Annotated in this window: 24 protein-coding genes; 15 read left to right on the top strand and 9 right to left on the bottom strand. The window is 63.5% G+C overall.

Annotation, left to right across the window (positions count from 1 at the left end; all coding sequences use genetic code 11):
• The first annotated feature begins 1 nt into the window (after position 1).
• From ACLGL5_RS14145 to ACLGL5_RS14130, 4 genes are all read left to right on the top strand, one after another.
• Positions 2 to 562: a slr1658 superfamily regulator gene (locus ACLGL5_RS14145; RefSeq protein WP_019860250.1), complete on the top strand. Its 561-nt coding sequence runs from the start codon at positions 2 to 4 to the stop codon at positions 560 to 562.
• Between the two features lie 18 nt (positions 563 to 580).
• A complete protein-coding gene (locus ACLGL5_RS14140) occupies positions 581 to 919 on the top strand; it encodes a slr1659 superfamily regulator (RefSeq protein WP_019860251.1) in 339 nt (112 codons plus the stop codon).
• Positions 920 to 1,263: 344 nt separating this feature from the next.
• Positions 1,264 to 1,905 carry an ATP-dependent DNA ligase gene (locus tag ACLGL5_RS14135; protein ID WP_236952276.1) on the top strand — a complete coding sequence of 214 codons (642 nt, stop codon included), beginning with the start codon at positions 1,264 to 1,266 and terminating at the stop codon, positions 1,903 to 1,905.
• 118 nt (positions 1,906 to 2,023) lie between these two features.
• The gene (locus ACLGL5_RS14130) at positions 2,024 to 2,326 is read left to right on the top strand and encodes an Hpt domain-containing protein (protein ID WP_080643801.1); all 303 of its coding nucleotides are present in this window, start codon (positions 2,024 to 2,026) and stop codon (positions 2,324 to 2,326) included.
• A gap of 15 nt (positions 2,327 to 2,341) precedes the next feature.
• On the opposite strand, the gene ACLGL5_RS14125 is transcribed toward ACLGL5_RS14130, so the two are convergent.
• The 6 genes from ACLGL5_RS14125 to ACLGL5_RS14100 form a co-directional block, all read right to left on the bottom strand.
• On the bottom strand, positions 2,342 to 3,769 hold the full coding sequence (locus ACLGL5_RS14125; RefSeq protein WP_064986241.1) for a glycosyltransferase family 2 protein: 1,428 nt from the start codon (positions 3,767 to 3,769) through the stop codon (positions 2,342 to 2,344).
• Positions 3,766 to 4,803, bottom strand: coding sequence for a HEAT repeat domain-containing protein (locus ACLGL5_RS14120; protein ID WP_069091339.1), 1,038 nt, complete (start codon positions 4,801 to 4,803; stop codon positions 3,766 to 3,768). Before ACLGL5_RS14120 ends, ACLGL5_RS14125 begins: the two co-directional genes overlap by 4 nt.
• 2 nt (positions 4,804 to 4,805) lie before the next feature.
• Complete coding sequence (locus tag ACLGL5_RS14115) at positions 4,806 to 6,563, bottom strand: YaiO family outer membrane beta-barrel protein (protein ID WP_494372923.1); 1,758 nt, start codon at positions 6,561 to 6,563, stop codon at positions 4,806 to 4,808.
• Positions 6,563 to 6,955, bottom strand: a complete 393-nt coding sequence (locus ACLGL5_RS14110; protein ID WP_019860258.1) for a response regulator transcription factor — start codon at positions 6,953 to 6,955, stop codon at positions 6,563 to 6,565. The genes ACLGL5_RS14115 and ACLGL5_RS14110 overlap by 1 nt, the downstream gene beginning before the upstream one ends.
• Before the next feature lie 257 nt (positions 6,956 to 7,212).
• On the bottom strand, positions 7,213 to 7,599 hold the full coding sequence (locus ACLGL5_RS14105; RefSeq protein ID WP_080643975.1) for a response regulator: 387 nt from the start codon (positions 7,597 to 7,599) through the stop codon (positions 7,213 to 7,215).
• Between the two features lie 5 nt (positions 7,600 to 7,604).
• Positions 7,605 to 10,046 carry an ATP-binding response regulator gene (locus ACLGL5_RS14100; protein WP_069091337.1) on the bottom strand — a complete coding sequence of 814 codons (2,442 nt, stop codon included), beginning with the start codon at positions 10,044 to 10,046 and terminating at the stop codon, positions 7,605 to 7,607.
• Between ACLGL5_RS14100 and ACLGL5_RS14095 the strand changes: the two genes are divergently transcribed.
• Positions 10,045 to 10,233 carry a hypothetical protein gene (locus ACLGL5_RS14095; protein WP_019860263.1) on the top strand — a complete coding sequence of 63 codons (189 nt, stop codon included), beginning with the start codon at positions 10,045 to 10,047 and terminating at the stop codon, positions 10,231 to 10,233. The two genes, ACLGL5_RS14100 and ACLGL5_RS14095, sit on opposite strands and share 2 nt — an antisense overlap.
• 534 nt (positions 10,234 to 10,767) lie before the next feature.
• Here the strand turns inward: ACLGL5_RS14095 and ACLGL5_RS14090 are convergent.
• Positions 10,768 to 11,670 (bottom strand): GNAT family N-acetyltransferase, encoded by a 903-nt coding sequence (locus ACLGL5_RS14090; RefSeq protein WP_069091336.1) that lies wholly within the window; start codon positions 11,668 to 11,670, stop codon positions 10,768 to 10,770.
• Positions 11,671 to 11,908: 238 nt separating this feature from the next.
• Here ACLGL5_RS14090 and argE point away from each other — a divergent pair, with 238 nt between their 5' ends.
• The 6 genes from argE to ACLGL5_RS14060 all read left to right on the top strand — a co-directional run bounded on the left by argE (position 11,909) and on the right by ACLGL5_RS14060 (position 18,486).
• Entirely contained in the window at positions 11,909 to 13,033 is a 1,125-nt protein-coding gene (gene argE, locus ACLGL5_RS14085) for an acetylornithine deacetylase (RefSeq protein ID WP_069091335.1), read from the top strand.
• An 11-nt stretch (positions 13,034 to 13,044) separates the two neighbouring features.
• On the top strand, positions 13,045 to 13,968 hold the full coding sequence (locus ACLGL5_RS14080; protein WP_069091334.1) for a 2-hydroxyacid dehydrogenase: 924 nt from the start codon (positions 13,045 to 13,047) through the stop codon (positions 13,966 to 13,968).
• 22 nt (positions 13,969 to 13,990) lie between these two features.
• On the top strand, positions 13,991 to 14,344 hold the full coding sequence (locus tag ACLGL5_RS14075; protein ID WP_027047222.1) for a cupin domain-containing protein: 354 nt from the start codon (positions 13,991 to 13,993) through the stop codon (positions 14,342 to 14,344).
• A gap of 149 nt (positions 14,345 to 14,493) precedes the next feature.
• Positions 14,494 to 15,957: an aldehyde dehydrogenase family protein gene (locus ACLGL5_RS14070; RefSeq protein ID WP_069091333.1), complete on the top strand. Its 1,464-nt coding sequence runs from the start codon at positions 14,494 to 14,496 to the stop codon at positions 15,955 to 15,957.
• 10 nt (positions 15,958 to 15,967) lie between these two features.
• A complete protein-coding gene (locus ACLGL5_RS14065) occupies positions 15,968 to 17,011 on the top strand; it encodes a tartrate dehydrogenase (protein WP_038644698.1) in 1,044 nt (347 codons plus the stop codon).
• 17 nt (positions 17,012 to 17,028) lie between these two features.
• Positions 17,029 to 18,486, top strand: coding sequence for an NAD-dependent succinate-semialdehyde dehydrogenase (locus ACLGL5_RS14060; protein ID WP_069091332.1), 1,458 nt, complete (start codon positions 17,029 to 17,031; stop codon positions 18,484 to 18,486).
• A gap of 53 nt (positions 18,487 to 18,539) precedes the next feature.
• Here ACLGL5_RS14060 and ACLGL5_RS14055 read toward each other — a convergent pair whose 3' ends face one another.
• Together ACLGL5_RS14055 and ACLGL5_RS14050 are read right to left on the bottom strand one after the other, a co-directional pair.
• Positions 18,540 to 19,814 carry an NAD(P)/FAD-dependent oxidoreductase gene (locus ACLGL5_RS14055; RefSeq protein ID WP_069091331.1) on the bottom strand — a complete coding sequence of 425 codons (1,275 nt, stop codon included), beginning with the start codon at positions 19,812 to 19,814 and terminating at the stop codon, positions 18,540 to 18,542.
• Between the two features lie 16 nt (positions 19,815 to 19,830).
• Positions 19,831 to 20,499: a haloacid dehalogenase type II gene (locus ACLGL5_RS14050; RefSeq protein WP_038652131.1), complete on the bottom strand. Its 669-nt coding sequence runs from the start codon at positions 20,497 to 20,499 to the stop codon at positions 19,831 to 19,833.
• 309 nt (positions 20,500 to 20,808) lie between these two features.
• On the opposite strand from ACLGL5_RS14050, the gene ACLGL5_RS14045 reads away from it, so the two are divergent.
• The 4 genes from ACLGL5_RS14045 (at position 20,809) to ACLGL5_RS14030 (ending at position 25,663) form a co-directional block, all read left to right on the top strand.
• Positions 20,809 to 21,648, top strand: a complete 840-nt coding sequence (locus ACLGL5_RS14045; RefSeq protein ID WP_027047224.1) for a GNAT family N-acetyltransferase — start codon at positions 20,809 to 20,811, stop codon at positions 21,646 to 21,648.
• A gap of 10 nt (positions 21,649 to 21,658) precedes the next feature.
• Positions 21,659 to 23,032 (top strand): aspartate aminotransferase family protein, encoded by a 1,374-nt coding sequence (locus tag ACLGL5_RS14040; RefSeq protein WP_069091330.1) that lies wholly within the window; start codon positions 21,659 to 21,661, stop codon positions 23,030 to 23,032.
• 264 nt (positions 23,033 to 23,296) lie between these two features.
• On the top strand, positions 23,297 to 23,989 hold the full coding sequence (locus ACLGL5_RS14035) for an HAD-IA family hydrolase (protein WP_420871198.1): 693 nt from the start codon (positions 23,297 to 23,299) through the stop codon (positions 23,987 to 23,989).
• Positions 23,990 to 24,052: 63 nt separating this feature from the next.
• Entirely contained in the window at positions 24,053 to 25,663 is a 1,611-nt protein-coding gene (locus tag ACLGL5_RS14030; protein ID WP_069091329.1) for an ABC transporter substrate-binding protein, read from the top strand.
• The last annotated feature ends 32 nt before the right edge of the window (positions 25,664 to 25,695 follow it).

Genomic DNA, 25,695 nt, shown 5'->3' with positions numbered 1-25,695 from the left:
AATGACCACGCTGTTCGGCACATCTGAGCTTGCTATCGGGACGATGGAAGGTGTCAGTCGTGTGCGGCTGTTCGACGGACCACTCGACTTGAGTTGGCGTCATTGTGCCACGACCTCGGACTTCTTCGCCGATCTTTTTGCGTTGCGCTTTCAGGCGTCCCGCAATGACTACAGGGAAGTGCACCATAGCATCGGATATCTGGTCAACGAGCTCATCGAAAATGCCGTCAAGTTTCGCGCACAAGGTGAGATCGTGATCGAGGCATCGATGGATTCGGAGCACTTCAAGCTCAAGGTGTTGAATGACGTCGATGGTGATGACGTGTCCGAGTTCCAAAGTCTCCTGGCGAACATCACGGTTGGCGACCCCAAGGACCTGCTGATACAGCGAATCGAAGCGAATGCCGCGAACCCCGACATGGCAGGCTCCGGACTCGGATTGCTGACGTTGATGAGCGACTATGGCGCACGCATGGCTTGGATATTCAGCACCGCCGACGAAAGCGATCGGATTTGCCTGGAGACATATGCCTCCATTCCGATCTCGCAAACTCACAACTAGCTGAGGCGAAGCCAGTCTATGGAAATCAAAACAGACGACTACCGCGTGTGGCTTGAAGGAAGCGATATTTTTTTCGACGGTGTCATGCGGCTTGCCAGTTCCGAAGCCGGCGCGCCTATCATGGCCCTGGCGACCAGTGTTCTTGCCTCAAATCCCTCTTCCATGACGCTCAACTTAAAAGACCTTCACTTTCTCAACTCTTCTGGCATCAACTTGCTGGCGAAATTTACCATCGAGGTGCGCAAGCATCCCGATGTTCGGTTCGTCGTGCGTGGAACGCCCGACATACCCTGGCAATCGAAATCCTTGCCGAATCTGAAGAAGCTGCATCCCGCCCTGGTGCTTTTGATGGACTAAGGTCTGTTGACATTCAGGTGAGGTCGGCCTGCGAACGGCGACTTCCCGCGCTTCCTGTACTCAAGTAGCTAAACGTACGCTCCGTTCCGGTTCTCGGAACCCGCCATTCTCGGCTCGGCCTGACCTGAATCTCAACGGACCTTAACCTGGTCGCCCGAAATCAGCCTCCGGACTGCGTACTACAAGAGTGACGCACCGAGTGAGATATGTACTCCATGACAAGTATTTGGATGCGAAGGTAACGACAATTCGGCCTGGTGCGCAGATGCTGGCAATGGCTCGGCGGGGGCTCGGCACAGGCGGCAGGCGTCCATGTTGGGGGGATGTCGGGCTGCCTGTGCCGATTGGCCGCCGTTGCGCGATCAAAGGTGGCGTCATTGAGTAAGCGTGCCAAGGCGACCGGCCGCCGGCTGGAGTTCATTCCGCCGCAGATCCCGACTTGCGTCGAGGAGCCGCCCGGAGATGAGGGATGGGTTCACGAGGTCAATCTTGACGGCTACCGAACGCAGATCATCATCGATAAAGGCGGCGTGCGCCTCTACAGCAAGAACGGCCGTGACTGGACCACCAAATATTGGCCCATCGCGCTGGCTGTCGAGCTGCCATGCCGGGCCGCCATTATCGACGGCGATGTCATTGTGCCAGACGAGCAGGGCGCCCACGATTGCCCTTCGCTGGAAGCCGCGATCTGGAACGAACCGAGCCGGCTCGCGTTCGTCGCGTTCGACATCCTCCATCTCGACGGTCGCAATCTAGTCTCCTTGCCCCTCCTGCAGCGCAAGCAGGCGCTACGGCAACTGGTTGAGCACGGCCTCGGCAAGATCCAGTACAGCGAGCATTTCGAGAGCAGTGCGCCAGCGATCTTTCGCGCCATCGAGAGGGTGGGGCTCAAGAGCATCATCTCGAAGCGCGCCGACAGCAGCTACACGAGCGGACCGTCGAACACATGGTTGAAGGCCAAATACTTCGAGGAGGCCGATTTCTGAGCATCGACGACGCTTCTGGCGCAACCGCGGCCTCGGGCAGTCCTCGGGCAGAGGTCGTGCGCGACAAGCAGCCAGTTCAAACCTACCCCGCTTTCTGCTTGAATAGTTTCGACATCCCATTGGAGCACCACCCATCTCAAACGATCCTTTCGCCCCCCTGCGGCAACGCTTCCTTATCCGGTGCGCCGATCAGCTCGGGCAGCTGAAGGCCATCGCATGTGAGGGCGGCCCTTTGCCCCGGGAGGCGGGCGATCCGCTGGTCAGGATAGCGCACTCGCTGGCGGGTGCTGCCGGAACGTTCGGCTTTCCGGGTATCAGCGCACGAGCGTCGGAGCTGGAGACGCTGCTGATCGAGCAGCCGCACGCCGCCCGGGCCGCGCTCGAGACGCTTATCGCGGAGATCGAGCGCACTCTGGAATGACGCGGCCGGCCGGGCTCATTTCTTGGCGCCGGTCAGGCCGGTTCTAGTCATCTCGCCCCACCCCTGGTTGCCGCGCAAATATTGCCACCAGCCCTTCACGCGCCAGAAATTGTTGAGCTGGCGGTAGCCGAAATTCTCGATCACGGCGACGGCCGTGAGCACGGCGAGGTCCCTGGCGCGCGGAAAACGCTGCAACTCAGCCTCTTCGAGAACCAGGGAACACACGCTGACGCAGACGCCGTAGGTGAAGATGAGCGAGGTGAAAGCCAGCAGATACTCGGTCGACAGGATGCCGAGCAGCCAGAATGCCGGGATCAGGATGTAGCCCAGCACCTCCGCTACCGGCCCTAGCACGTCGACAACCAATATGTGACCGAAGCCGAGGAAGCCGACGCGGCCATAGCGCGGATTGAACAGCATGGAGCGGTAACGGAAGAAGCATTCGAGCGCGCCGCGCTGCCAGCGCGTTCGCTGCCTGGCAAGCACGCCCAGCGTCTCCGGCGCCTCGGTCCAGCACACCGGCTCCGGAATGAACTGGATGCGGTATTTGCGCCCGGCATCTCTCATGTGGCGGTGCAGCTTGATGACGAGGTCGAGGTCCTCGCCCATCGAGCCCTTGGTGAAGCCCCCCACCGCCACCACCTCCGTGCGGCGGAACATGCCGAAGGCGCCGGACACCAGCATCAGCGTGTTGATGCGGCTCCAGGCCAGCCGGGCCATGAGAAAGGCCCTTAGATATTCGACGACCTGGAGCAACGGCAGCAAGCGGTTGGACAGGTGGATCTCGCGCACCCTGCCGGCTTCGATCCTCGATCCGTTGGCGATGCGGATCGTGCCGCCGACGGCGATGGTGCGCTCGGGGTCGTCGATGAAGGGCTGGGCGGCGCGCATCAGCGCATCGGGCTCGAGGATGGAATCGCCGTCGATCACGCAGAAAAGCGGCGCGCGGCAGACATTGATGCCGGCATTCTGGGCATCGGCCTTGCCGCCGTTTTCCTTGTCGACCACGAACAGCCGCTCGGTCATTGGCGAGGAATAGAGGCCGCGGATCGGCTCGTGCGCCAGCGCCTCCTCATAAGGCCGGCGGAATTTCACCAGCTTGAAGGCCTCGATCAGGCGCTGCAGCGTGTGGTCCTTGGAACCGTCGTTGATGACGATCACCTCGAAATTCGGATACTCGAGCGCCAGCATCGAATGGACGCTCTCGACCACGTTCACTTCCTCATTATAGGCGGGTACGAGGAGCGCGATCGGCGGCGCGACATCGCCATAGCGGTGCCACAGCAGCGCCGAGCGCGCGACCGGCGGGCGCCTGGAAAGCGCGTAGGCCGCAATAATGAGCTGCAACAGATAGATCGTGGTCTGCGCCAGCCCTGCCCCGATGATGAACCAGGACAGAATGGAGGCGGCCAGAACGATCTCGTGGCTCCAGTCGGACATCATGCGGCCGGCCCCTCGGCAAGGATGAGCGAGGCGGTGCGCTGGCTGCGCGAGACCTCGCTCGCAGCGATGTCACGCAGCAGCCGTTCTCCCGGCTGGCCAAACGAGCGCAGCGCGTTGGCGGCGGCATAGCGCACTGTCCATGCCTCATCGTCCATCAGCGCAGAGAGCGGCGCGGCGAGCCCGGCGAGCCCGAGGCGCCCGGCCGCATCAGCGGCGGCGGCGCGCACGTCCCAGTCGCCGTTGGCCATCGCGCTCGCCAGGATGGCAGGCGCCTCGGCGTGCCCGGTGAGGCCCAGCGCGCGTAGCGCCGCGGCGGCGACCTCGGGCGATTGATCACCGGTGGCGCGGGCGAAGAAATCGGCGAAATGGAACCCGGCGGCATGAGCCAGCGCGTCGATCGCGGCGGCCCGGATGAAGGGTATCGCGTCGGTGCGCGCGGCATGATCCCTGAGCTCCTCGAAGCGCGCCGGCGGAAAGCGCCTGAACAGCTCGATCAGGCGCCGCGAGCGCTGTCCCGCCACGCCGACCTTGCCCAGCGCGATATCGAGCGGCGGCAGGCTGCCGAGATCGCAGAGCGCGATGGCGGCGGCGATCCTCACCTCGCGCGAACGATCACGGTCGAGCGCCGAGAGCAGGCTCGCCACCGCGTTTTCCGAACGCAGCGCAGCAAGCATCTCGGCCGCGTGCATGCGCTCGGCGCTGTTGCCTTTTTCCAGCTGCTTGCCGACAAGCGCCGGCAGGCCGCATTCGTCGAAGGCGGCAAGGACGTCGTCATACTCCTCGCCGCGAAGCAGCGAAATGAACTCGAAGCCGGCATTGATCGCCACGCCCGCCGGCACCGCGAGCAACACCACCTTCAAGGCCTCGCGGTCCCGGTTTTCCGTGAAGGCGATCAGTGCCGTGTGAAGCTGGCGCCGCTGATCGATCTGTGCCCTGCCTCGGCGTTCCTGCAGTACCCGCCGCGCGATCAGGAACAGCATGATCACCAGGGAAAGGGCGCTGAGCAAAATGGAAAGATCCCAGATGTACCACATGATCAGAACCGCGCGGTCAAGCCGAGCCCGAATGTGCTTCGGTCGAATGTCGGGCGTTGCTCATGTGCGATACTGGCGCGGAGCGTCAGCGGATCGTTGACGTCCCAGGAGATGCCGCCGAAGACGGTGCGCGTCGGCACCAGCGTGCCGTCGGAGATTTCGGGGGCGTCCGCATAGCCGCCGAACACGTTGAAGCGCTGCGTCATCGCAAGGTCGGCCCTAAGCACATAGCCGTCCGCGCGCGTGCCGATATTGTCGGCCGCATGCACCCAGCGGGCGGAAAGCCCCAGCCGGCCGTCGAAGATATAGGCCTGCACCCAGGGCGAGACACTGGTGACGTTTGTGTCGGTGAAATTGTCGTAGCGGGTGTCGATGTTGAGCGACAAGGGGCCGAACGCCTTCGCCGCCGCCATAACCTGCAAGGACGCGCCGGCGCCGATCGAATAGCGCGCCAGGAAATCGGCGTCCGGCGTCACCGCGGCGAGCGCATAGGCGGAGAAGGCAGGCGAGAAGGCCTCGTCGATGCGGCCCTCGATCTGAACGTCGGTGCGGTCGAAGCGGGTTGCCACGCGGGTGCGGCCCGAAATCGTCGTGCGCGGCGACAGCCGATAAGCAAGGCCAGCCGAGCTGTCGGTCCAGTCTCCCAGCCCGTTGGTGAGATCGCTCACCTCGGTGCCAAGGTCGAGCCGCCATTTGCGCGGGGGCGGCACGGCCAGTCTTTTCTCGATGTCGGATGAGCCGGGCTCGATGGCGAGCGCCTCTCTGTAGGCCTGCCGCGCTGCATCGTCGTCGCCTTGGGCGCGGCGCACATCGCCGATCCCCACCAGCGCCTCGGCATTGCGCGGATCGATCGCAAGCACGCGCTGGAACGACTGCCCGGCCCGCGTGTAGTCGGCCTCGAGCAGGGCGATCTTGGCATCGAGGTCGAGCGCCTCCACATTGTCCGGCGACGAGGCCAACACGTCATCGACCAGCGCGCGGGCGCCCGGCACGTCGCCCTGCCAAATCGCCAGGCGGATCTTGCCGATCCGCGCGTCGAGAAGGCCGGGCTTTATGGCCAGCGCCCGGTCGAAGAAATGCCCGGCTTCGTCGAACCGCTGGCTGGAGCCCACGATAAGGCCAAGGGCGACCAAGATGTCGGTGTTCTTCGGCGCCAGCCCAAGCGCGCGGCGATAAACCTTCTCCGCTTCGGGCAGCTTTCCCGTTGTTCGCAACCGCCGACCTTGCTCCATCAGGCCGGCGACGGGATCGTGCCGCCGGAGGGGCGGTTTCGCCCTCGGCGCCGGGGCCGCCACCGACGCCTTCCTCGCTTCACTGCCGGCGGCCTCTATGGCCTTGCTGATGTTCTCTACAAGCGCGGCGACGTCGGTGTTGCCGGGCTGGGCGCGCGCCACCAATTCGGCGAGCGGCAGCGCGGCATCCAGATTGCCCGAACGGAACTCGATCTCGGCCAGGCCGAAGCTGGCATCTTGATAGGTCGGAGCAAGGGAAAGCGCCTTGGAAAAGGCGTCGCGCGCCGCCGCCAGATCGTTGCGGCCGAGCTCGGCGAAGCCGAGCTGAACCAAGGCATCGGCGTTGTCGGGTTTGAGCGCGAGTGCGCGCCGAAGCAGATCCACCGCCTCGTCGAAATGCCGGGCCTGCCTGGCTTTCACGGCGGACGCGTAGAGCTCATCGACCGTCTGCGCAAGCACCGCACCAGGAGTGGCCGCGATGGCCAGGATCAGGCATGCGGCAAGCGCTGTGCGCCGGCTGCCCCTCATCAGCGTTTCCCATTCTTGCGCGCGATCAAACGCGCCAGCCGGGCCAGCAGTTCCTCGGGGATGAATGGCTTTACCAGATAGTCGTCAGCTCCCTTCTCGAGGGCCGAGACGATGTCCCTTTCGGCCTTGCGGGCGGTCAGCATCACCACCGGCGTGTCTGACAGGGCCGGGTCGCTCTTGAGGCGAGCCAGCACCTCCAGGCCGTCGGCCTTGGGCATCATCGCGTCGAGCACGATGATGTCGGGTCCCTCCTGTTCCGCCTTCGCCAGTGCCTCGGCACCGTCCACTGCCGTGATGACCTCGTATCCCTTCGCCCTCAGCCTGAATTCCATCAGTTCAAGCAACAAGGGGTCATCATCGCAGATCAGAACTCTTGCCTTCGCTCCATTCACCAGTGCTGCTCCGGTTCACGCCTCGTGCCCCCCGGAGTGATCAACCCATGAACCGACATCCGCCAATGCGGTCCATGCAAACAAGGCCGGTGCGGGTCTCCCGCGCCGGCCGATGCCGCGCGATCATAAATAAAACCGATTCGCGACGGCCGTATTTCGATACAATCAGTAGATGAATATTGGGGTATGGTATAGGTGCCCTAAACGGCAAACGGAGCTTGCTGACAGGCTTCTTGCCGCTGCCTTCGACCCAGCGGCTACGCGCGCCCGGGATGCTCCGAGAGCAGCTTCCTGACTTCGCCGGCGAGGGCCAGCGGATCGAAGGGTTTGGCGATGACGCCGATCGCTCCCATGGCGAGATAGCGCTCGACCTGATGCGTCTGGGTGCGCGCGGTGATAAAGGCCACGGGTATCGACGCCGTCAGCGGTGAAGCAGCCAGGCGCTTCAGCGTCTCCGGCCCGTCCATGTCCGGCATCATCACGTCGAGCAAGATGAGGTCGGGATGCCATGCGGCGGCATCGGTCAGCGCCGCGGCGCCCGAAGAGCAGGACCGCACCTCGAATTCCGGCTCGAGCTCCAGCGACATCTGAGCGATTTCGCGGATATCGTCCTCGTCATCCACGTAGAGGATTCTTGCCGGCATGATCGTCACTCCTTGGCACGGGCGGCGGGTCTGGTGCCATCTCGCGATGAGGCCAACATGGTTCTGACCAGCTTTGCCACATCGATCTCCGATGCCCTGGTCTTGGTCATCATCGCTTGCACCCGATCGCCGAGTTTCTGGTCCGGTTCGGCCGCCGAGAACACGATGACTCCGGTCTCCAGCGGCAGATCGGCGAGCAGGTCCAGTCCCGATCCGTCTGGAAGCACTATGTCGAGGATGACCAGGTCGAAGTGACGCTTCGCAACCGCCCGCCGTGCCTCCTGCAGCGTTTTCGCCGAGATGATCGAGACGTCGGAGCCCAGCCCCGCCGACATCACGGCTAGCACACCCTCGTCGTCTTCGACATGGAGGATCTTCGGCCTCTGCTCATTCCTGCTGGCGACGATCTTGGCAAGAGCGGCGTGAAGCCGCCCCGAATCCACCGGCTTCTCCAACCAGTCGACAATGCCGACCGCGGTGCCGTTCAGCGAGCGCCTGGCCTCATCGGCGACGGCGGAGATGACGATTACCGCAATGTCGGAATTCACTGGTGAGGCCCTGATGTCATGGAAGAGCTTGATACCCGATTCTTCTGCCAGCTTGATGTCGAGTGTCAGTGCCGCATAATCGCGGGACTGCAGAAGCGCCTTCGCGGTGGCGATGTCCGGGGCCACGTCGCTGGAAAAGCCTTCCGAGTCCAGGAGTGCCGCAATCACCGTGGCGATGTCGGTCTCGTCTTCGCAGATCAGAACCCGTAGGCGGCCATCGGGCTCCCGCGGCGGGCGCGGTGGCGGATACGGCCTCGGGTGGAGCCTGCGGGCTTCGGCAAGGTCGACGTGGAACGAGGTTCCTTTCTCTTCCTCGGTTTCGAAGGAAACGGCGCCGCCCAGCTTCTCCACGATGGTCTTGACGATGCTGAGGCCGAGGCCGGTGCCGCCTTTCTTGCGGGTGCTGGACGCGTCGGCCTGTTCGAACTTGCCGAATATACGGCTGCGAAACGCCTCGGGGATACCCGTCCCCTGATCGATCACCGAGATGCGCAACATGTCGCGATCGCGACGCTGTAGCTTCACCATCACGGTGCCGTCGGCGTGCGAGAACTTGATCGCGTTCGACAGAAGGTTGGCCATCACCTGGTGCAGGCGGTCCGGATCGATGTTGGCTTCGGCGCGCGGGGCATCGTCGACCAGGACGATACGTATCCGGCTCTCGGCCATGTAATTGGAACTAGCGGCAATCGCCTGCTCCATGATCGGGCGCACAGGCATCTGCTTGATCTTGAAGGCGATCACACCTGACTCGATCTTCTCCATGTCGAGGATGTCATTGATGAGAAGAACCAGTCTCTCGCTATTGGTGTGGGCGATATTGACGAGGTTGGCGGCCTTCGGCGGCAATTCACCTGCCACGCCCGCCGCGATCAGGCCCAGCGAGCCGCGGATGGATGTCAGAGGGGTGCGCAGCTCATGACTGACCGTCGAAATGAAATCGTTCTTGAGTTGAGCGTTTCGCTTCTGCTCGGTAATCTCGCGATTGTAGGTGATGACACCGGTGATCTTGCCGGCCTCGTCGCGGAACGGCGCCTTGAGCGTGTAAAGCCAACCCTGTTTGCCATCCGGAAAGACCGCCGGCTGTTCGATGCGCAATGTCTGCCCCGCCTTCAGTGCGCCCACCTCGTCCTGCCTGAAGCGCTCGGCCACGTCCTTCGAATAGAAATCGAAATCGGTCTTGCCGATGAGCTCCTCGACTGAAGCGGCCCCCAGCATTTCGGCGGTGGCGGGATTGGCGGCGATGAAGCGGCCGTCCACATCCTTTATGTTCAGGCAGTCCGGCAGTGCACGAACCATGGCCCGATAGATCATGTTGGACATGGAGAGATCGCGCCGCCGCTGTTGCCGGTCGAGCAGGATGCCGATCACCATGGTACTGAGGAAGCGGAACAGGAGGGACGGGAACGTGCTCTGCTGGATCAGGCCTGTGATGACTTGCGGGGGTATGACCAGGAGCGTGATCAGCCCGGCGAGTGCAACTGACACGCCGAAGCCGAATATGTCGAGCATCGTGCGCGACCGGGCCGCGACAATGTGGTGCCATGCCAGGCCGACGACGGCGGTGATCAGGATGCCCATGACGCCGACATTGGCCCCCTGCCCGCCAAGATAGAGGCGATAGGCAATGGAGCCGGTCGTGGCAACGATCATTGCCGGCCATCCGCCGAAGAACGCCGCGGCGCCGATAAAAGCGGCGCGCAGATCGACCACGAAGCCGGAGACAGACAAGGCGGTCGCCATTGAAATGACCGCCCCCACGCACATGACCGCGCCGAGAAGCAGCGACTGTATCCGCGGCGAGAGACGCCCGGTGAAATCGGCGACAAGGTCCCAGGCGACGACCAGGACGGAGACCAGGGCAAGATTGGCGAGGAGTGATTGCCAGATCTCGGTCATGATTTTCCGACTCCTTTTTTCCGATGAATATCGGCTAAAGAAGCTGCGCACCAGTCCGCAGGGCCGGACCTGTGGCACCCCGAGCAAAGGCGACATGGGCAGCGACATGGCAGGCGTCTTGGTACAGCGCGCTTATCGAGCATCAAGTCGAAGCCTGATCTTCGGCACGGGCATCGCCGCGTACTGACGATGGCCCCGACGTGCTCGGCCGCGCCGCCGTGACGGTTGATACGTCCAAGCCCCCTACGGGCTCACGGACTACTACAGCCGGCACCTTTTTTCTGGACGCCCCGCTCCGCTGAATGCCGAGAGGGGCTCCTCCGCACGACGGCTGGATCGGCACCTCGTCTTCGAGCATTTTTGATGCCTGCTGCCGAATCAGGAGCGGCCCAATTGCACATCGTTGCCGCCGATTACCGCACGTGTCGTTGCAAGGTCTTTCGAAACCGGCAGGGCCGAGCTACGTGTGACGAGCGCCATCAACGAGACGGAGAAAATTGACGAAGAGGCCCAAAGTCGTTTCGCTCAGCCCTCAAATTTGTCCGCTAAGTAGCACAATAGGTAACACAAATGAGTAGAAGGAAGCGAAAATTGACAGCTAAAAAATTTGAAATTTATGCAGCAAAATCAATTATTTACCGAGAAATTTATGGTACCGTTGGCTAGCGCCGCTAGAGTGACGCGAGGTGGGGCAGCCGCGACGGTACGGGTCCTGGGTCAACTACCCGAGAGTTTGACTGGCGAGTGCATAGGTCACCGGTGCAACGGCGTCGCCGACGGCAAAATCGTTGAGGCGTTTGCCCATGGACATAGTGAGCACCGTGTCGAAAACCGGCATTCCGCTGTGCGACAGAAAGTCGGCGAACTCGCCAGTGTCCATGTGGGTGTCGATCCGCAGGAAAGACCCCGAATGGTCGGCCACGTGCGGCCGGACGATCGCCACGGCGTCGGCGTCGCTTTCCGCCACGACCGGTCCCACGACATGGCCCCGCCCGAACGGCCGACAAAGCGCGAACGCGTTCAGCTTGTCACCCTTGAAAAGACCATAGCCGACCGAATGCGCGAAAAGCTTTTCAATGAGCGCCGCCCGCCTCACGCCAAATCCTGCCGCGTCGAGCGCGATTGCCGCGGGAATATCCCTTGCGTCCAAAGTCCGGACATCGCCTCGCGCATTTGCCGGCCCAGCCATCGTCTGCATCCGGGCGATGCCCTGGCATTGATAAACGGTCTTCTCCGGCTGGAAGTCGAGCGAGAGATAGAGCCGCTTTGCCGCGCGCGTTGCATTGAGGCGCAGATCGCGACCGACCACCTTGTCGAAGACCCGCTTCATCAGCCATTGCCCCGCTCCCAGCGTTTGGAGTCGCGGCGATGTGATGACCATCCCCACGGTGGCGAAATCGTCACCATGCGCGAACCACATAGCCGAACCTAGAACCCTGCCGATCTCGTCGAGGGCCACGACCCCCTCTCCCGATTCACGCAGAAATTGCCAGTCCTCGGCGCGATGCGGCCATCCCACAGCGAGCGAGTGCGCGTGCAAGCGGTCCAGTTCGACGCCTTCGATGTCGCCGATCCGCATCGAGAAAGTGTCGATCTTCAAGCTTCCCGACGGCTTCAAGTCCATGCCCCTAAAAGATTGTCGTCCTGAGCGCCGCACACCGATGGCCACCCTCTGCCCGCCAACGCTAAACGAGCGGACCGGTACGATTAGCTCGAAAGCCGTGCAGCAACGCAAGATTCAACTGAAACATTTCAGCTTTCGGCACGCAATAGCGCAAGAATGCACACACTCTCTCCGGAAATCTAGCAGCATATGGTCGACGGCACTGATCCCGGCGAACCCGAACGTTTTGAGGGCAGGAATGGACGTCTTCGACATCCTCGACCGTCTCGTCGCCTTTCCATCGGTCGCCGGCAAACCGAACGGCGACATCGCTGGCTGGATCGAAGCCTATCTCGCAAAACACGCGACGCAGGTCACGCTGCTTCCAGGGCCGGAAGGCGATCGTTCCAATCTTTTCGCGACGATCGGCCCCTGTGATGTCCCGGGCTATATCCTGTCCGGCCATATGGATGTCGTTCCCGCTAGCGAGCCGCAATGGAGTTCGAGCCCTTTCGCGCTGCGCAAGGAGGGCGAACGGCTCTACGGACGCGGCACCACGGACATGAAGGGGTTTCTGGCCGCAGTGCTCGCCGCCGTGCCCACGCTGGCGAGACTGCGCCTTGCCAGGCCGATCCATTTCGCCTTCTCCTATGACGAGGAGGTGGGATGCCGCGGCGTGCCGCATTTGATCGCCCGCCTTCCCGAACTCTGCGCCAAGCCGCTCGGCGTGATCGTCGGCGAGCCGAGCGGCTTGCGCGCCGTGCGCGGCCACAAGGGCAAGGCAGCCGCCCGCTTGATGATCAATGGGCGCTCCGGCCATTCGTCGCGGCCCGATCTCGGCCTCAACGCCATCCACGCCATGGCCGGCGCGCTAAGTGCGGCCGTGAGCGAAGCGGAGCGGCTGACGAACGGTCCGTTCGACCCTGATTTCGAGCCGCCCTACTCCTCGCTGCAGGCCGGCGTGGTGGCGGGTGGACATCAGGTCAACATCATTCCCGACACCTGCACGCTGGACCTTGAGGCGCGCGCCGTACCCGGCGTCGACCCTGCCAGCCTGCTCGCGCCCGTCAAGGCACGGGCAGAGGCGCTTGCGGCCCAAGGCTTTCGGGTCGAGTGGAAACCGATGAGCGCCTATCCGGCGCTGTCGCTCCCACAAGACGCGGCACTGGCGGCACTTCTGCGCGAGTTGACAGGCGAGGTGCCGCTTGCCGCCGTCAGCTACGGCACAGAGGCCGGACTTTACCAGGACGCCGGGTTCGATGCGATCATCTGCGGACCAGGCGACATCGATCGCGCCCACAAGCCTGACGAATACATTCTCGCGAGTGAACTCGCCGCCTGCCAGCGGTTGACCGAGGCGCTGGGCGCCCGCTGCGCGGCTTGAAGGGAACCGGAATGACATTCCTGTTCAATTCCGACGCGCGGCGCGGGGCGATCTTCGCCGAAGCCTTCGCCAAAGAACTGCCAGACGTACCCTTCACGATGGATGCCGCAACGGTCGATCCCGACGCGGTGCGTTATCTCATTGCCTGGACTGCACCAGAAGACCTCGCGCGCTACAGGAACCTGGAGATCCTGTTTTCCATTGGCGCCGGCGCGGACCAGTTCCACCTCGATACCGTACCGGAACACGTGAAGATCGTGCGGACGATCGAGGCAGGCATCGTGCGCATGATGCAGGAGTATGTGACGCTTGCCGTGCTCGCCCTGCACCGCAACCTGCCGGCCTATCTCGCGCAGCAGCGCGCCGGCCAATGGCGCGACATCACGCAACTCCAAGCCGGGTCGCGCCGGATCGGCGTGCTCGGCCTCGGGCAACTCGGGCAGGCCGTCCTCGATCGCCTGAAACCCTTCGGCTTTCCGCTCGCCGGCTGGAGCCGCTCGCCACGGCAGATCGAGGGCGTCTCCTGTCATCATGGCGAGCTTGGACTGAAGGAGATGCTTGCGGCCAGCGACATACTCGTTTGCCTGCTTCCGCTGACCAGGGATACGCGTGGTTTCCTCGATGCCGACCTGTTCGCGAAACTGCCCAAGGGCGCGGCGCTCGTTCACACGGGCCGGGGACCACAGCTCGACCACGAGGCGCTTGTCGCCGCGCTCGACCACGGCCACCTTTCGGCGGCGATGATTGACGTCACGGATCCCGAACCGCTGCCTGTCGGCCATCCGTTCTGGCGGCATCCGAAGATCATCCTGACTCCGCATGTCGCCAGCGTCACCCAGCCCGCGACAGCCGCGCGGGCCGTCATCGAAAACATCCGACGCCACCGCGCCGGCCTCGACCCCATCGGGCTCGTCGACCGGTCGCGCGGCTATTGAATCCAACCTGAAAGGCCATCCCTTGTCCCTGCTCAAGACCGTCGACACCAGCCCCGCCTTCCCGCCGCGTGAATCCCAGGCGCTGCCCGAACGGCTGATTGCCGGCAACCCCGCCTTCAAGACCTGGGCGCAGGACACGGCCAAGGGCGATCTCGTCCATACCGGCGTCTGGGAAGCGACGCCCGGCGAGACGCGCTCGATCAAGGGGGAGACCTTCGAGTTTTGCCATATCCTCACCGGCGTGATTGAGATCACGCCCGATGGCGGCGAGGCGGTGACTTACCGCACCGGCGACAGCTTCGTGATGAAGCCTGGCTTCACCGGTGTCTGGAAGACCATCGAAACGGTGCGCAAAATCTACGTCACAGTAGGGTAACGGCTCCGCCTGAGGTGCTGGCCTCCGCAACAGATTTTGCCGTCCCTCATTGCCAGCACGCAACAATCATCCGCGACCGATCGCCGAACGGCGCATGCTGCGCTCCTGCCAGCGCTAGGGTCGTCCAGAATAGCTGAAAGTAGGCGCCCATGGGCCTGAGCTTCGACCCGGATACCGTCTCCCTTCCCGTCGGCCATTTCATCGGCGGAGAACTCATCGCGACCGAGGGTGCGCTCGAGTTGCGCCGACCGTCGGATGGCAAGGCATACGCCGCCAGCCCGGTGGCGGACGTTGATATGGTCGACCGCGCGGTGGCGAGCGCCAAGGCGGCGCTAAAGGCCAGCAACTGGGGCGGCGTCCGGCCGCGCGAGCGCACCAGGGCACTCCAGGCTTGGGCCGGCCTGATCGAGGCGGAAGCCGAAACGCTGGCAAAAATCGAGGCCCTGTGCTCGACCCGGCCCGTCGGCCAGATCGTCGCCGGCGACATCGGCGTGACTGCCGAGCAGATTCGCTTCTTTGCCGAATTCGCCGACAAGGAAGGCAGCGAGCTGGTGCCGACCGACGACACCACTCTCGGCATGATCATGAGCCAGCCCTATGGTGTGGTCGGCGCGATCACACCCTGGAATTTTCCGATCTCGATGGCCGGGTGGAAGCTTGGTCCGGCGCTGGCGGCGGGCAATGCGGTGGTGCTGAAGCCGTCGGAAATGACGCCCTTTTCGGCAGTCTACATGGCACAACTCGCCGTCAGAGCAGGCTTGCCGGCGGGGCTCATAAACGTGGTGCTGGGCGACGGTTCGACGACCGGCACGGCACTGACCGGACATCCCGAGATCGCCAAGGTCAGCTTCACCGGCTCGACCCGCGCCGGCTCGGCCATCATGGAGAATGTCGCACGCACCGGCGTAAAGCCGATGACGCTGGAACTCGGCGGCAAGAGCCCGCAGATCGTCTTTGCCGATGCCGATCTGGACAAGGCGGCGACCGCGATTGCCGGCAGCGTCACCTTCAACGCCGGTCAGGCCTGTGTGGCCGGTACGCGCCTGATCGTCAAGAAGAGTGTGGCCGACAGGCTGACGGCCGCGATCCTGGAGAAGATGAAGGCGGTACGGCCCGGCCCGACCTGGGACGAGGCGACGCAGTATTCGCCCATAATCTCGGAGCGGCAGCGGGCGCGTGTCGACGGCATCGTGCGGGCCGCGGTCGAAGCCGGCGGCCAATGCCTGACCGGCGGCGGGGTCATGGACAGCCCAGGCTATTTCTACGAGCCGACGCTGATCGCAGATGTAGACCAGGCCAATCCGGCGATCGTCGAGGAAATCTTTGGCCCGGTCTTGACCGTCCAGACCTTCGAGACCGAGGAGGAGGCGCTGGCGCTGTCCAGCCACCCGACCTACGGACTGGCTTCCGGCCTGTTCACTTCAGACCTGTCCCGCACCATCCGCTTCGCGCGCAAGCTCGAAGCGGGCACCGTCTGGGTCAACCGCTACAGCCGCTCGCGCGACCATATCCTGCCGACCGGCGGCTACAAGCGCTCCGGCATCGGCAAGGATCTCGGCCGCGAGGCCTATCTCGCCAACCGCAGGACCAAGAGCGTCCTGATCAGCCTCTAGAGAGATGCCGATGAAGTCCTATTCGATCGCCCTGATCCCCGGTGACGGCATTGGCCGCGATGTGACCGCCGCCGCCTGGTCAGTGCTGGAGACCGCAACCAAACACGCGGGCTTTGCCTTGACCGGAACCGAGTTCCCCTGGTCCTGCAAATTCTACAAGGAGACCGGCCGCATGATGCCGCAGGACGGCATCGAGACCTTGCGCGGCTTCGACGCCATCCTTCTCGGCGCGGTCGGCTGGCCGGCGGAGGTGCCGGATTCCGTTTCGCTGCACGGCCTGCTGCTGCCGATCCGCAAGGCATTCGTGCAGTACGCCAACATCCGCCCGCACCGGCTGCTGCCGGGCGTGACAGGGCCGCTGCGGGCGGAAGGTTTCGACATATTGTGCATCCGCGAGAACACCGAAGGCGAATATTCGGGCGCCGGCGGGCGCGTGCATCAAGGCACGCTGGACGAGGTTGCGGTGGAGACCTCGATCTTCACCCGCGCCGGTGTCGAGCGCATCCTGCGCTTCGGCTTCGAACAGGCGCGGTCGCGGCGGGGCAAGCTGGCCTCCGTCACCAAGTCCAACGCGCAGAAATACTCGATGGTGTTCTGGGACGAGATCGCGCGAAAGCTGGCTGCGGATTACCCTGACGTCGAAGTGACCAGCTATCATGTCGATGCGCTCGCCGCGCGCATGATCATGGCGCCGGAGAGCCTCGACGTGGTGGTCGCCTCCAATCTGTTTGGCGACATCCTCACCGACATCGGCGCAGCGATCCAGGGCGGGCTCGGTTACGCCGCCTCCGCCAACATCAATCCCGACCGCTCGGCGCCGTCCATGTTCGAGCCGGTGCATGGCTCGGCGCCCGACATCGCGCATCTGGGCATCGCCAATCCGATCGCCACCATCTGGTCCGGCGCCATGATGCTCGATCATCTCGGCGAAAAGGCCGCGGCCGACCGCGTCATGAAGGCGGTCGAAGCCGCAACCGCCAGAGGCATAGGCACCGTTGCCGGCAAGGACCGCACGGAAGCCATCACCGCCGCGGTCGTCGCGGCGCTCACCTGATTGCAAGGTCGTTTTCGATGAAAAACCTGAAAGACAGATATCTCTTCCGCGAAGCCGGCCTGATCGGCGGCGAATGGGTCGCTGCCGGCTCCGGCAAGATCGTCAATGTCATCGATCCGGCGACGCAGGTTGCCATCGGCACCGTACCGGACATGGCCGGCCCGGAGACCCGCGCGGCCATAGACGCCGCCTCCTGCGCCTATGGCGACTGGAAGAAGAAAACCAACGCCGAGCGTGCTGGCCTCCTCGAGGCATGGCACGGCCTGATGCTGGCGCATCTGGACGATCTCGCGCTGATCCTGACGACGGAACAAGGCAAGCCGCTGGACGAGGCCAAAGGCGAGATCCGTTACGGCGCCTCCTTCGTCAAATGGTTCGCGGAGGAGGCGCGCCGCATCAACGGCCACACCATCCCCTCGCCGACGCAAGACCGTCGCATCATCGTGCTGAAGGAGCCGGTGGGCGTTTGCGGCATCATCACGCCGTGGAATTTCCCCAATGCGATGATCACTCGCAAGGTCGCGCCGGCATTGGCCGCCGGCTGCACCGTGGTGATCAAGCCGTCCGAGTTCACGCCCTATTCGGCGCTGGCGCTCGGCGTGCTTGCCGAACGGGCTGGTATTCCCGCCGGCGTCATCAACATCGTCACCGGCATGCCCACGGAGATCGGCAACGAGATCATGGCGAACGAAACCGTCCGCAAAATCTCCTTTACCGGTTCGACGCGTGTCGGCTCGCTGCTGATGCGCGGTGCGGCCGACAGCGTGAAGCGGCTCAGCCTCGAACTCGGCGGCAACGCGCCCTTCATCGTCTTTGACGACGCCGATCTCGACCTCGCCGTCGAGGGCGCGCTGGTGTCAAAATTCCGCAATGGTGGCCAGACCTGCGTCTGCGCCAACCGCATCCTCGTCCAGGCTGGTGTCTACGAAACCTTCGCCGCCAAGCTTTCGGCTCGCGTCAACGCCATGACGGTGGGACCGGGCACGCAGCCCGGCGTCGCTATCGGGCCGATGATCAACATGGCGGCGGTCGAGAAGATCAACCGCCACGTCGAGGACGCGCTCGCCAAGGGTGCTGCCATCATCACCGAGAAACCGGTGCTGCCGGAGGGCCCTCAGTATGTCGCGCCGCTGGTGCTGAGCGGCGCCACAAAGGACATGCAGCTTGCCGGTGAAGAGACGTTCGGTCCGGTCGCGCCGCTCTTCCGGTTCGAGACGGAAGAGGAAGCGATCGCGCTGGCCAATGGCACGCCCTACGGACTTGCCTCCTATTTCTACACCGAGAATTTGAAACGCGCCTGGCGCGTCGGCGAGGCGCTGGAGTTCGGCATGGTGGGCTTGAACACCGGTTCGGTCTCCATCGAAGTCGCCCCCTTCGGCGGCGTCAAGCTGTCCGGCCTCGGCCGCGAGGGCGCGCAGGCCGGCATCGAGGAATATCTCGAGATGAAGAGCTTCCACATGGGAATAGGGCAGTAAGGGAGTAAGGCAATACGGCAGTACGGAAGACAGCACCCTACTGCCCTACTGCCCTACCTCACCCGGTCGAGCGCCTTGTAGTAGAGGCCTACCATCGGCAGGAACCAGGGTTTGCCGGAATAGCCGGGAATGGATGGCCATTCGAGGCCCTTGAGCGGATTGCGGTCCTCGCGGCCGAGCATGGCATCGGCCAGGATCATGCCGAGATGGGTGGAAAGCTGCGCACCGTGGCCGGAATAGCCCATCGCGTACCAGACACCGTCATGGTAACCGGCGCGCGGAAAGCGGTCCTTGGTCATGTCGACCAGCCCGCCCCAGCAATAGTCGATCTCAACCTTGGCAAGCTGCGGAAAGATCGCCGCGAGGCCCGCCCGCAAGATCTGTCCGCTCCTTGCGTCGGAGCGCTGATCCGATGTCGCCGAAAAGCGTGCGCGGCCGCCGAAGATCAGACGATTGTCCGGCGAGAGCCGGAAGTAGTTACCGATGTTCATCGAGGTCACGCATGTCCGGTTGCCGGGCATGGTGGCAGTGATCTCGGCGTCGCTTAGCGGCCGCGTGGCGATGATGAAGCTGCCGACGGAAATGATCCTGCGGCGGAAATAGCTGAAGTCAGGCGTGGTGTAGGCGCCGGTCGCCACCAGCACGTTGTCGGCGCTAATGCGGCCGCGCGAAGTGGTCAGCTCATGCCTGCTGCCGGCCTGCTTGCGATCGGTCACCGCCGTGTTCTCATGGATGACGGCGCCATGGCGGGTGGCAGAAGTGGCGAGACCCGCCACATAGCGGCCCATATGCATCATGGCACTCTTCTTCGACAGCATCGCGCCATGGAAGGGCGAGCCGATCTCGGATTCCAGATCGGCCGCCGACAGCAGCGCCGTATCCGGGTCCACCTCGGCATGGAGGGCTTCGAAGTTGCGGGCGATTGCTTCGAAATGCTGCGGCTTCGAGGCGAGCTTCAGCTTGCCGGCGCGGCGGAAATTGCAGTCGATGCCCTCTTCGGCAACCAGCGCCTCGATGGTGTCGACGGAACTGTCGAACGCCCGGTAGAGCGCGATTGCCCGCTCCTTGCCGAGCTCCGCCTTGGCCGAGAGATAGCTGTGGGCGAGGCCGTTGTTGAGGTGTCCGCCATTGCGCCCGGACGCGCCCCAGCCAACACGCTCCGCCTCCAACACGGCCACCTTGGCACCGGCCTTCGCCAGCTGGCGCGCGGCGGCAAGGCCGGTGAAGCCGCCGCCGATGATGGCGGCATCATAGTGCCCCTCGACCGGGCCTTGCGCCCCGCCGGAAAAGACCGGGGCGGTATCGTGCCAGTAGGAGACGAACTTCATCGGCAATCCGCCTGTTTCAGAGCCCAACGACGCCCGCCAGACCGGAAATGTCCGATATCTCGACATAGCCGTAGTACGGGTTGGCCGGTTCGTGGCCGCGATTGACCCAGACCTTGTTCTTGATGCCGAGATCGTGCGCGGACATCAGGTCGTAGCGGAACGAAGACGAGCAGTGAAGCACATCCTCCGGGCCGCAACCCAACCTGTCGAACATGTATTCGAAGGCCTTGAAACGGGGCTTGTAGGCCTGCGCCTGCTCGGCCGTGTAGACTGCATGGAACGGCGCGCCGAGCTTCTCGACATTGGACATGATCTGCGCGTTCATGGCGTTGGAGAGGATGACCAGCGGAATTTCCTTGGCGACCTTCGCCAGGCCCGCCGGAACGTCGGCGTGCGGCCCCCAGGTCGGAACGCGCTCATAGACCATCCTGGCGTCGTCGTCGCTGAAGGCGACGCCGTTGCGCTTGCAGGTACGCTCGAGCGCGCTATGGACGACGTCGGCATAGGGCTTCCAGTCGCCCATGATCTCGTCGAGCCGATACGCCGAGAAATTCTTGATGAACTCCTGCATGCGCGGCTCGTCGAGGCGGCTGCCGTAGAGGTCGCGCGCCGCTTCCGCCATCTGGAAATGGATCAACGTGCCGTAGCAGTCGAAGGTGATGTATTTGGGCCTGAAGGAAGCCATGTCCGTCGATCTCCGGTGGAAGCACATCCGCGTTGGGATGTATTCATCATAGGACGGCAGGCAGCGGCCCACCTGACCGAAATCACCCTCTCGAAAGCAGAAAGTTCCGTATCCGCGGTCCGGTTTGGCACGCTGTAGCATCTGGCGTGCCGATTGTGGTGCCGCCCGCGGCGTGAGGCGCCTGCACCGCCAGCACAAGATGCGGCGCACCGCCTGCGCTACGGCGAAAGATACCGTCGAAGCCAGGGCCTTCAGACGATCTGCGGCGCGCTGATGGTCGAAACTTGGCATCAGACGGAAGGATGCCTCATGCCGCAGGGCGAGATCGAACTCCAGGCCTTCGGGCCGCACCATATCGAGGGCGCCGTGGCGCTTTCTCGCCAGGAGAATTGGCCGCATCGCCCGCAGGATTGGCAGATGGCGTTGCAGCTTTCGAGCGGCGCGGTCGCGCTCGATGGTCAGGGCCGCGTCACCGGAACCATCCTGGTCACCCCCTACGGCATGGATTGCGCCATGATCAACATGGTGATCGTCGACAGGAACGCGCGCGGCAAGGGGCTTGGACGCCAGCTTATGGATCAGGCCTTCGCCTTGGCCGGGAACCGTCCGCTGCGGCTCGTCGCGACGGCAGACGGCATGCCTCTCTATGAGAAATTGGGCTTCGTGCCGTCCGGCACCATCCTGCAGCATCAGGGCAAGGTTGCGGAGCTTGGTGCGCCCGGTGGCGTGGCAGCCGCAGGCATCGACGATCTCCCTGAAATCAAGGCGCTGGACCGCGACGCCTATGGCGCCGACCGCGAAGCTCTGATCGATGCGCTGGCGGAGCGCGGCCAGTTCGCCGTCTTCCGCCGCAACGGCGCCATCGAGGCCTATGCCGCGATCCGCCCGTTCGGACGCGGCGAGGTGATCGGTCCGGTCATCGCGGGAAGCGCCGACGAGGCGAAGGCCCTGATCGGCTTCTTTGCCGCGCCGCGTCCCGGCGCCTTCCTGCGCGTGGATACCGGCAGCGTGACCGGCATCGCCAGCTGGCTCGAGGAAATCGGCCTCACCCATGTCGGCGGCGGTGTGGCCATGGACCGTCCACCCAGGACGGGCGCGGACCGGATCAGGCCGAAAGTTTACGCGCTCGCCAACCAGGCGCTCGGCTAGGAGGATAACAATGCTCGCCAATTCGCTGATCGAACTCGACCGCGCCCATCTCATCCACCCGGTCGCTTCATATCGTGGCCATGAGGCGCTTGGCGTGCGTGTGCTGAAATCGGCGAAAGGGGCGACCGTGACCGACGCGTCCGGCAAGCAACTCGTCGATGGCTTCGCCGGGCTGTGGTGCGTCAATGCCGGCTACGGCCATGACAGCATCGTCGAGGCGGCGGCCCGGCAGATGCGCGAGCTTCCCTACGCCACTGCCTATTTCGATCTCGGTTCGGAGCCCGCGATCCGGCTCGCCTCAGAACTGGCCGAGCGGGCGCCGGGCGACCTCAATCACGTCTTTTTCACGCTTGGCGGGTCGGACGCGGTCGACAGCACGATCCGTTTCGTCCGCTATTACTGGAATGCCAAAGGCGAGCCGCAACGCGACCAGTTCATTTCCATCGAACAGGGTTACCATGGGTCGTCGGTGGTCGGCGCGGGCCTGACCGCCCTGCCCGCCTTTCACGCCGGTTTCGGCATTCCCTTCGAATGGCAGCACAAGATTCCTTCACCCTATCCCTATCGCAACCCGGTCGGCGAGGACGGTAACGCGATCATCGCCGCATCGCTCGCCGCGCTGAAGGCCAAGATCGAGGCGATCGGGCCGGAACGGGTCGCCGCCTTCTATGCCGAGCCGATACAGGGCTCGGGCGGCGTCATCGTTCCGCCAAAAGGCTGGATCAAGGCCATGCGCGAACTCTGCCGGGAGTACGGCATCCTGTTCATCGCCGACGAGGTGATCACCGGTTTCGGGCGCACGGGACCGCTGTTCGCCTGCACCGACGAGGAGATCGTCCCCGATTTCATGACGACCGCCAAGGGGCTGACCTCGGGTTATGTTCCCATGGGCGCCGTGTTCATGGCCGATCATGTCTACAATGTCATTGCCGATGGCGCGGGCAGTTCGGCCGTCGGCCACGGCTATACCTATTCCGCCCATCCCGTCAGCGCTGCCGTCGCGCTCGAAGTGTTAAAGCTCTATGAAGACGGCCTTCTGGACAATGGCATCAAGGCCGGTGCCCGCCTGATGGCGGGATTGGAGGGCTTGAGGGGCCATCCGCTTGTCGGCGATGTACGCGGTCGCGGCATGCTTGCCGCCATCGAACTGGTGGTCGACAAGGACAAGAAGACGCCGCTTCCGGCGTCGGCAATGCCGGCACGGCGTATCTTCGACAGGGCGTGGGACAACGGCCTCATCATCCGTGCCTTTGCCAACGGGGTTCTCGGCTATGCTCCCCCGCTCTGCTGCACCGACGCCGACATCGACGCGGTCATCGAGCGCACACGCCGGACGCTCGACCAGACGCTGGCCGATCCCGATGTCCGCCAGGCCGTGGCATGAAGGCGGCGGAATATGTCGCGTCTCGAAATATCGCCGGGGCGGATGATTTCGCAATTTTGTGCCGCCCCTTCACGCCTTTTCGGCGAATCCAGCGCGGGGGAAGTGCCAGACTGCTCATAAGACAAGGCCAGAAAGCTTGGATCTCCGGGCCTTCGAAAGGCCACGCCCCAGGCAGCACGGAATTTTGTTCTGTTCAACACATGCAATTCGGCCGAACGCAGAGGAGAGCCAGTCTTGGCCAGGGGCTTTAGCGAATTCAAATATATGACCTTCGACGTGGTTGGTACGCTGATCGACTTCGAAGGCGGGATCACGACCTGCCTGGCGGGAATTGCCGCCGAGGCCGGCGTTTCGATCGATGGCGAGGAAGCGCTGAGCCTCTACCGGCAGGCCCGTTACATGCCCGATGCCGGCCTGTTTCCCGACGATCTCGTGCGTGTCTACACAGCCATCGCGCCGCAACTCGGCCTGCCGGCCGAGGAGAAATACGGCATCCGGCTGCGGGACTCGGCCAGCGTCTGGCAAGGCTTCCCCGACAGCGCGGCGGCATTGGCGGACCTTGCGAAGTCGCACAGGCTGATCGCCATGACCAATGCAAGACGTTGGGCACTAGATCATTTCGAAAAGCAGCTCGGTTCGCCCTTTTTCGCCACCTTCACGGCCGATGATACAGGCACGGAGAAACCGGACCCGGCCTTCTTCCAGAAGGTCTTCGATTTCGTGGCCTCCCGGGGCGACAGCAAGGATGACATCCTGCACGTCGCGCAAAGTCAGTACCACGACATCGGCATATCCCGAGCGCTTGGCGTGACCAATTGCTGGATCGAGCGCCGGCACGCCCAGAAGGGCTATGGCGGCACGATCGAGCCCGATCGCTTCACCGCGCCGAACTACCACTTCACGTCAATGGCCGCCCTTGCCGCAGCGGTGCGGGAAAGCCTGAAGGAACGAACCTGAACCCAAACCCGGAAAGCCGCAGCAAGACGAGCAAGCCGGAAAACAAACAGAAAGGGGAATGATATGACCGACAAGATCACGAACTGGACCAGCGCAGACGATGCCATGGTCGAAAATGCCATCCGGCGGGGCGCGAGCCGCCGCGAACTCCTCAAGATGCTGCTGGCCGGCGGCGCCGCGGTCGCCGCGGGCAGCATGGTGCTTGGCCGTGCCACCAATGCGGTCGCCGCCACACCGGTTTCCGGCGGAACGTTCAAGGCCGCCGGCTGGTCGTCCTCGACCGCCGACACGCTCGATCCGGCAAAGGCGTCGCTGTCGACCGACTATGTCCGCTGCTGCTCGCTCTACAACCGCCTGACTTTCCTCGACAAGGACGGCGTCACGCAGATGGAGCTGGCTGAAAGCTTCGACAGCAAGGACGCCAAGACCTGGACGGTGAAGCTGCGCAAGGGTGTCACCTTCCACGATGGAAAGGCTCTCACCGCCGATGACGTGGTGTTCTCGCTGAAGCGCCATCTCGATCCGGCGGTCGGTTCCAAGGTCGCCAAGATCGCAGCGCAGATGACCGGCTTCAAGGCGGTCGACAAGTCGACCGTGGAGATCACGCTCGCCGACCCGAATGCCGACCTTCCGACCATCCTGGCGCTACACCATTTCATGATCGTCCAGGACGGCACCACGGACTTCTCCAAGGGCAACGGCACCGGCGCCTTCGTGCTGCAGACGTTCGAGCCGGGCGTGCGGTCGGTCGTCACCAAGAACAAGAATTATTGGAAATCAGGCAAGCCCTATCTCGACTCCTTCGAGTTCATCGCCATCAGCGACGACAGCGCCCGCGTCAACGCCCTGCTTTCTGGTGACATCAATTTTGCGGCTTCGATCAATCCACGCGCGATGAAGCTCATTGGCGGGCAGCAGGGCTTCGAGTTGTCGAAGACGACCTCGGGCAACTACACCGACCTCAACATCCGGCTCGACATGGATCCGGGCAACAAGGCCGACTTCGTGGCTGGCATGAAGTATCTGGTAAACCGCGAGCAGATCGTCAAATCGGCGTTGCGTGGACTTGGCGAGATTGGCAACGACCAGCCTGTCTCCCCGGCAAACATCTTCCACAATCCCGACATCAAGCCGAAGGCTTTCGACCCGGACAAGGCCAAGTTCCACTTCCAGAAGTCAGGCTTGCTCGGCCAGTCCATCCCCGTGATTGCTTCCGACGCCGCGACCTCGTCGATCGACATGGCTGTTATCATCCAGGCCGCCGGCGCCGATATCGGCATGAAGCTGGACGTCCAGCGCGTTCCGTCGGACGGCTACTGGGACAATTACTGGCTCAAGGCGCCGATCCATTTCGGCAACATCAATCCGCGCCCGACGCCGGACATCCTGTTCTCGCTCCTCTACGCCTCCAACGCGCCCTGGAACGAAAGCCAGTACAAGTCCGAGAAGTTCGACAAGCTGCTCGTCGAGGCGCGCGGCTCGCTTGATCAGGCCAAGCGCAAGGAAATCTACAACCAGATGCAGGGCATGGTCTCAGAGGAGGCCGGCACCATCATCCCGGCCTACATTTCCAACGTTGATGCTCTCTCCAGCAAGGTGAAGGGTTTGGAGGCGAACCCGCTCGGTGGCATGATGGGCTACGCAATGGCGGAATATCTCTGGCTCGAAGCCTGAGAGGCACCTGCCGGGGACCGGACAGCCGGTCC

The sequence above is a fragment of the Mesorhizobium sp. U510 genome (assembly GCF_059180695.1).
The sequence above is the reverse complement of the archived record's forward strand: the minus strand, read 5'-3'. Positions and strand labels throughout refer to the sequence as shown.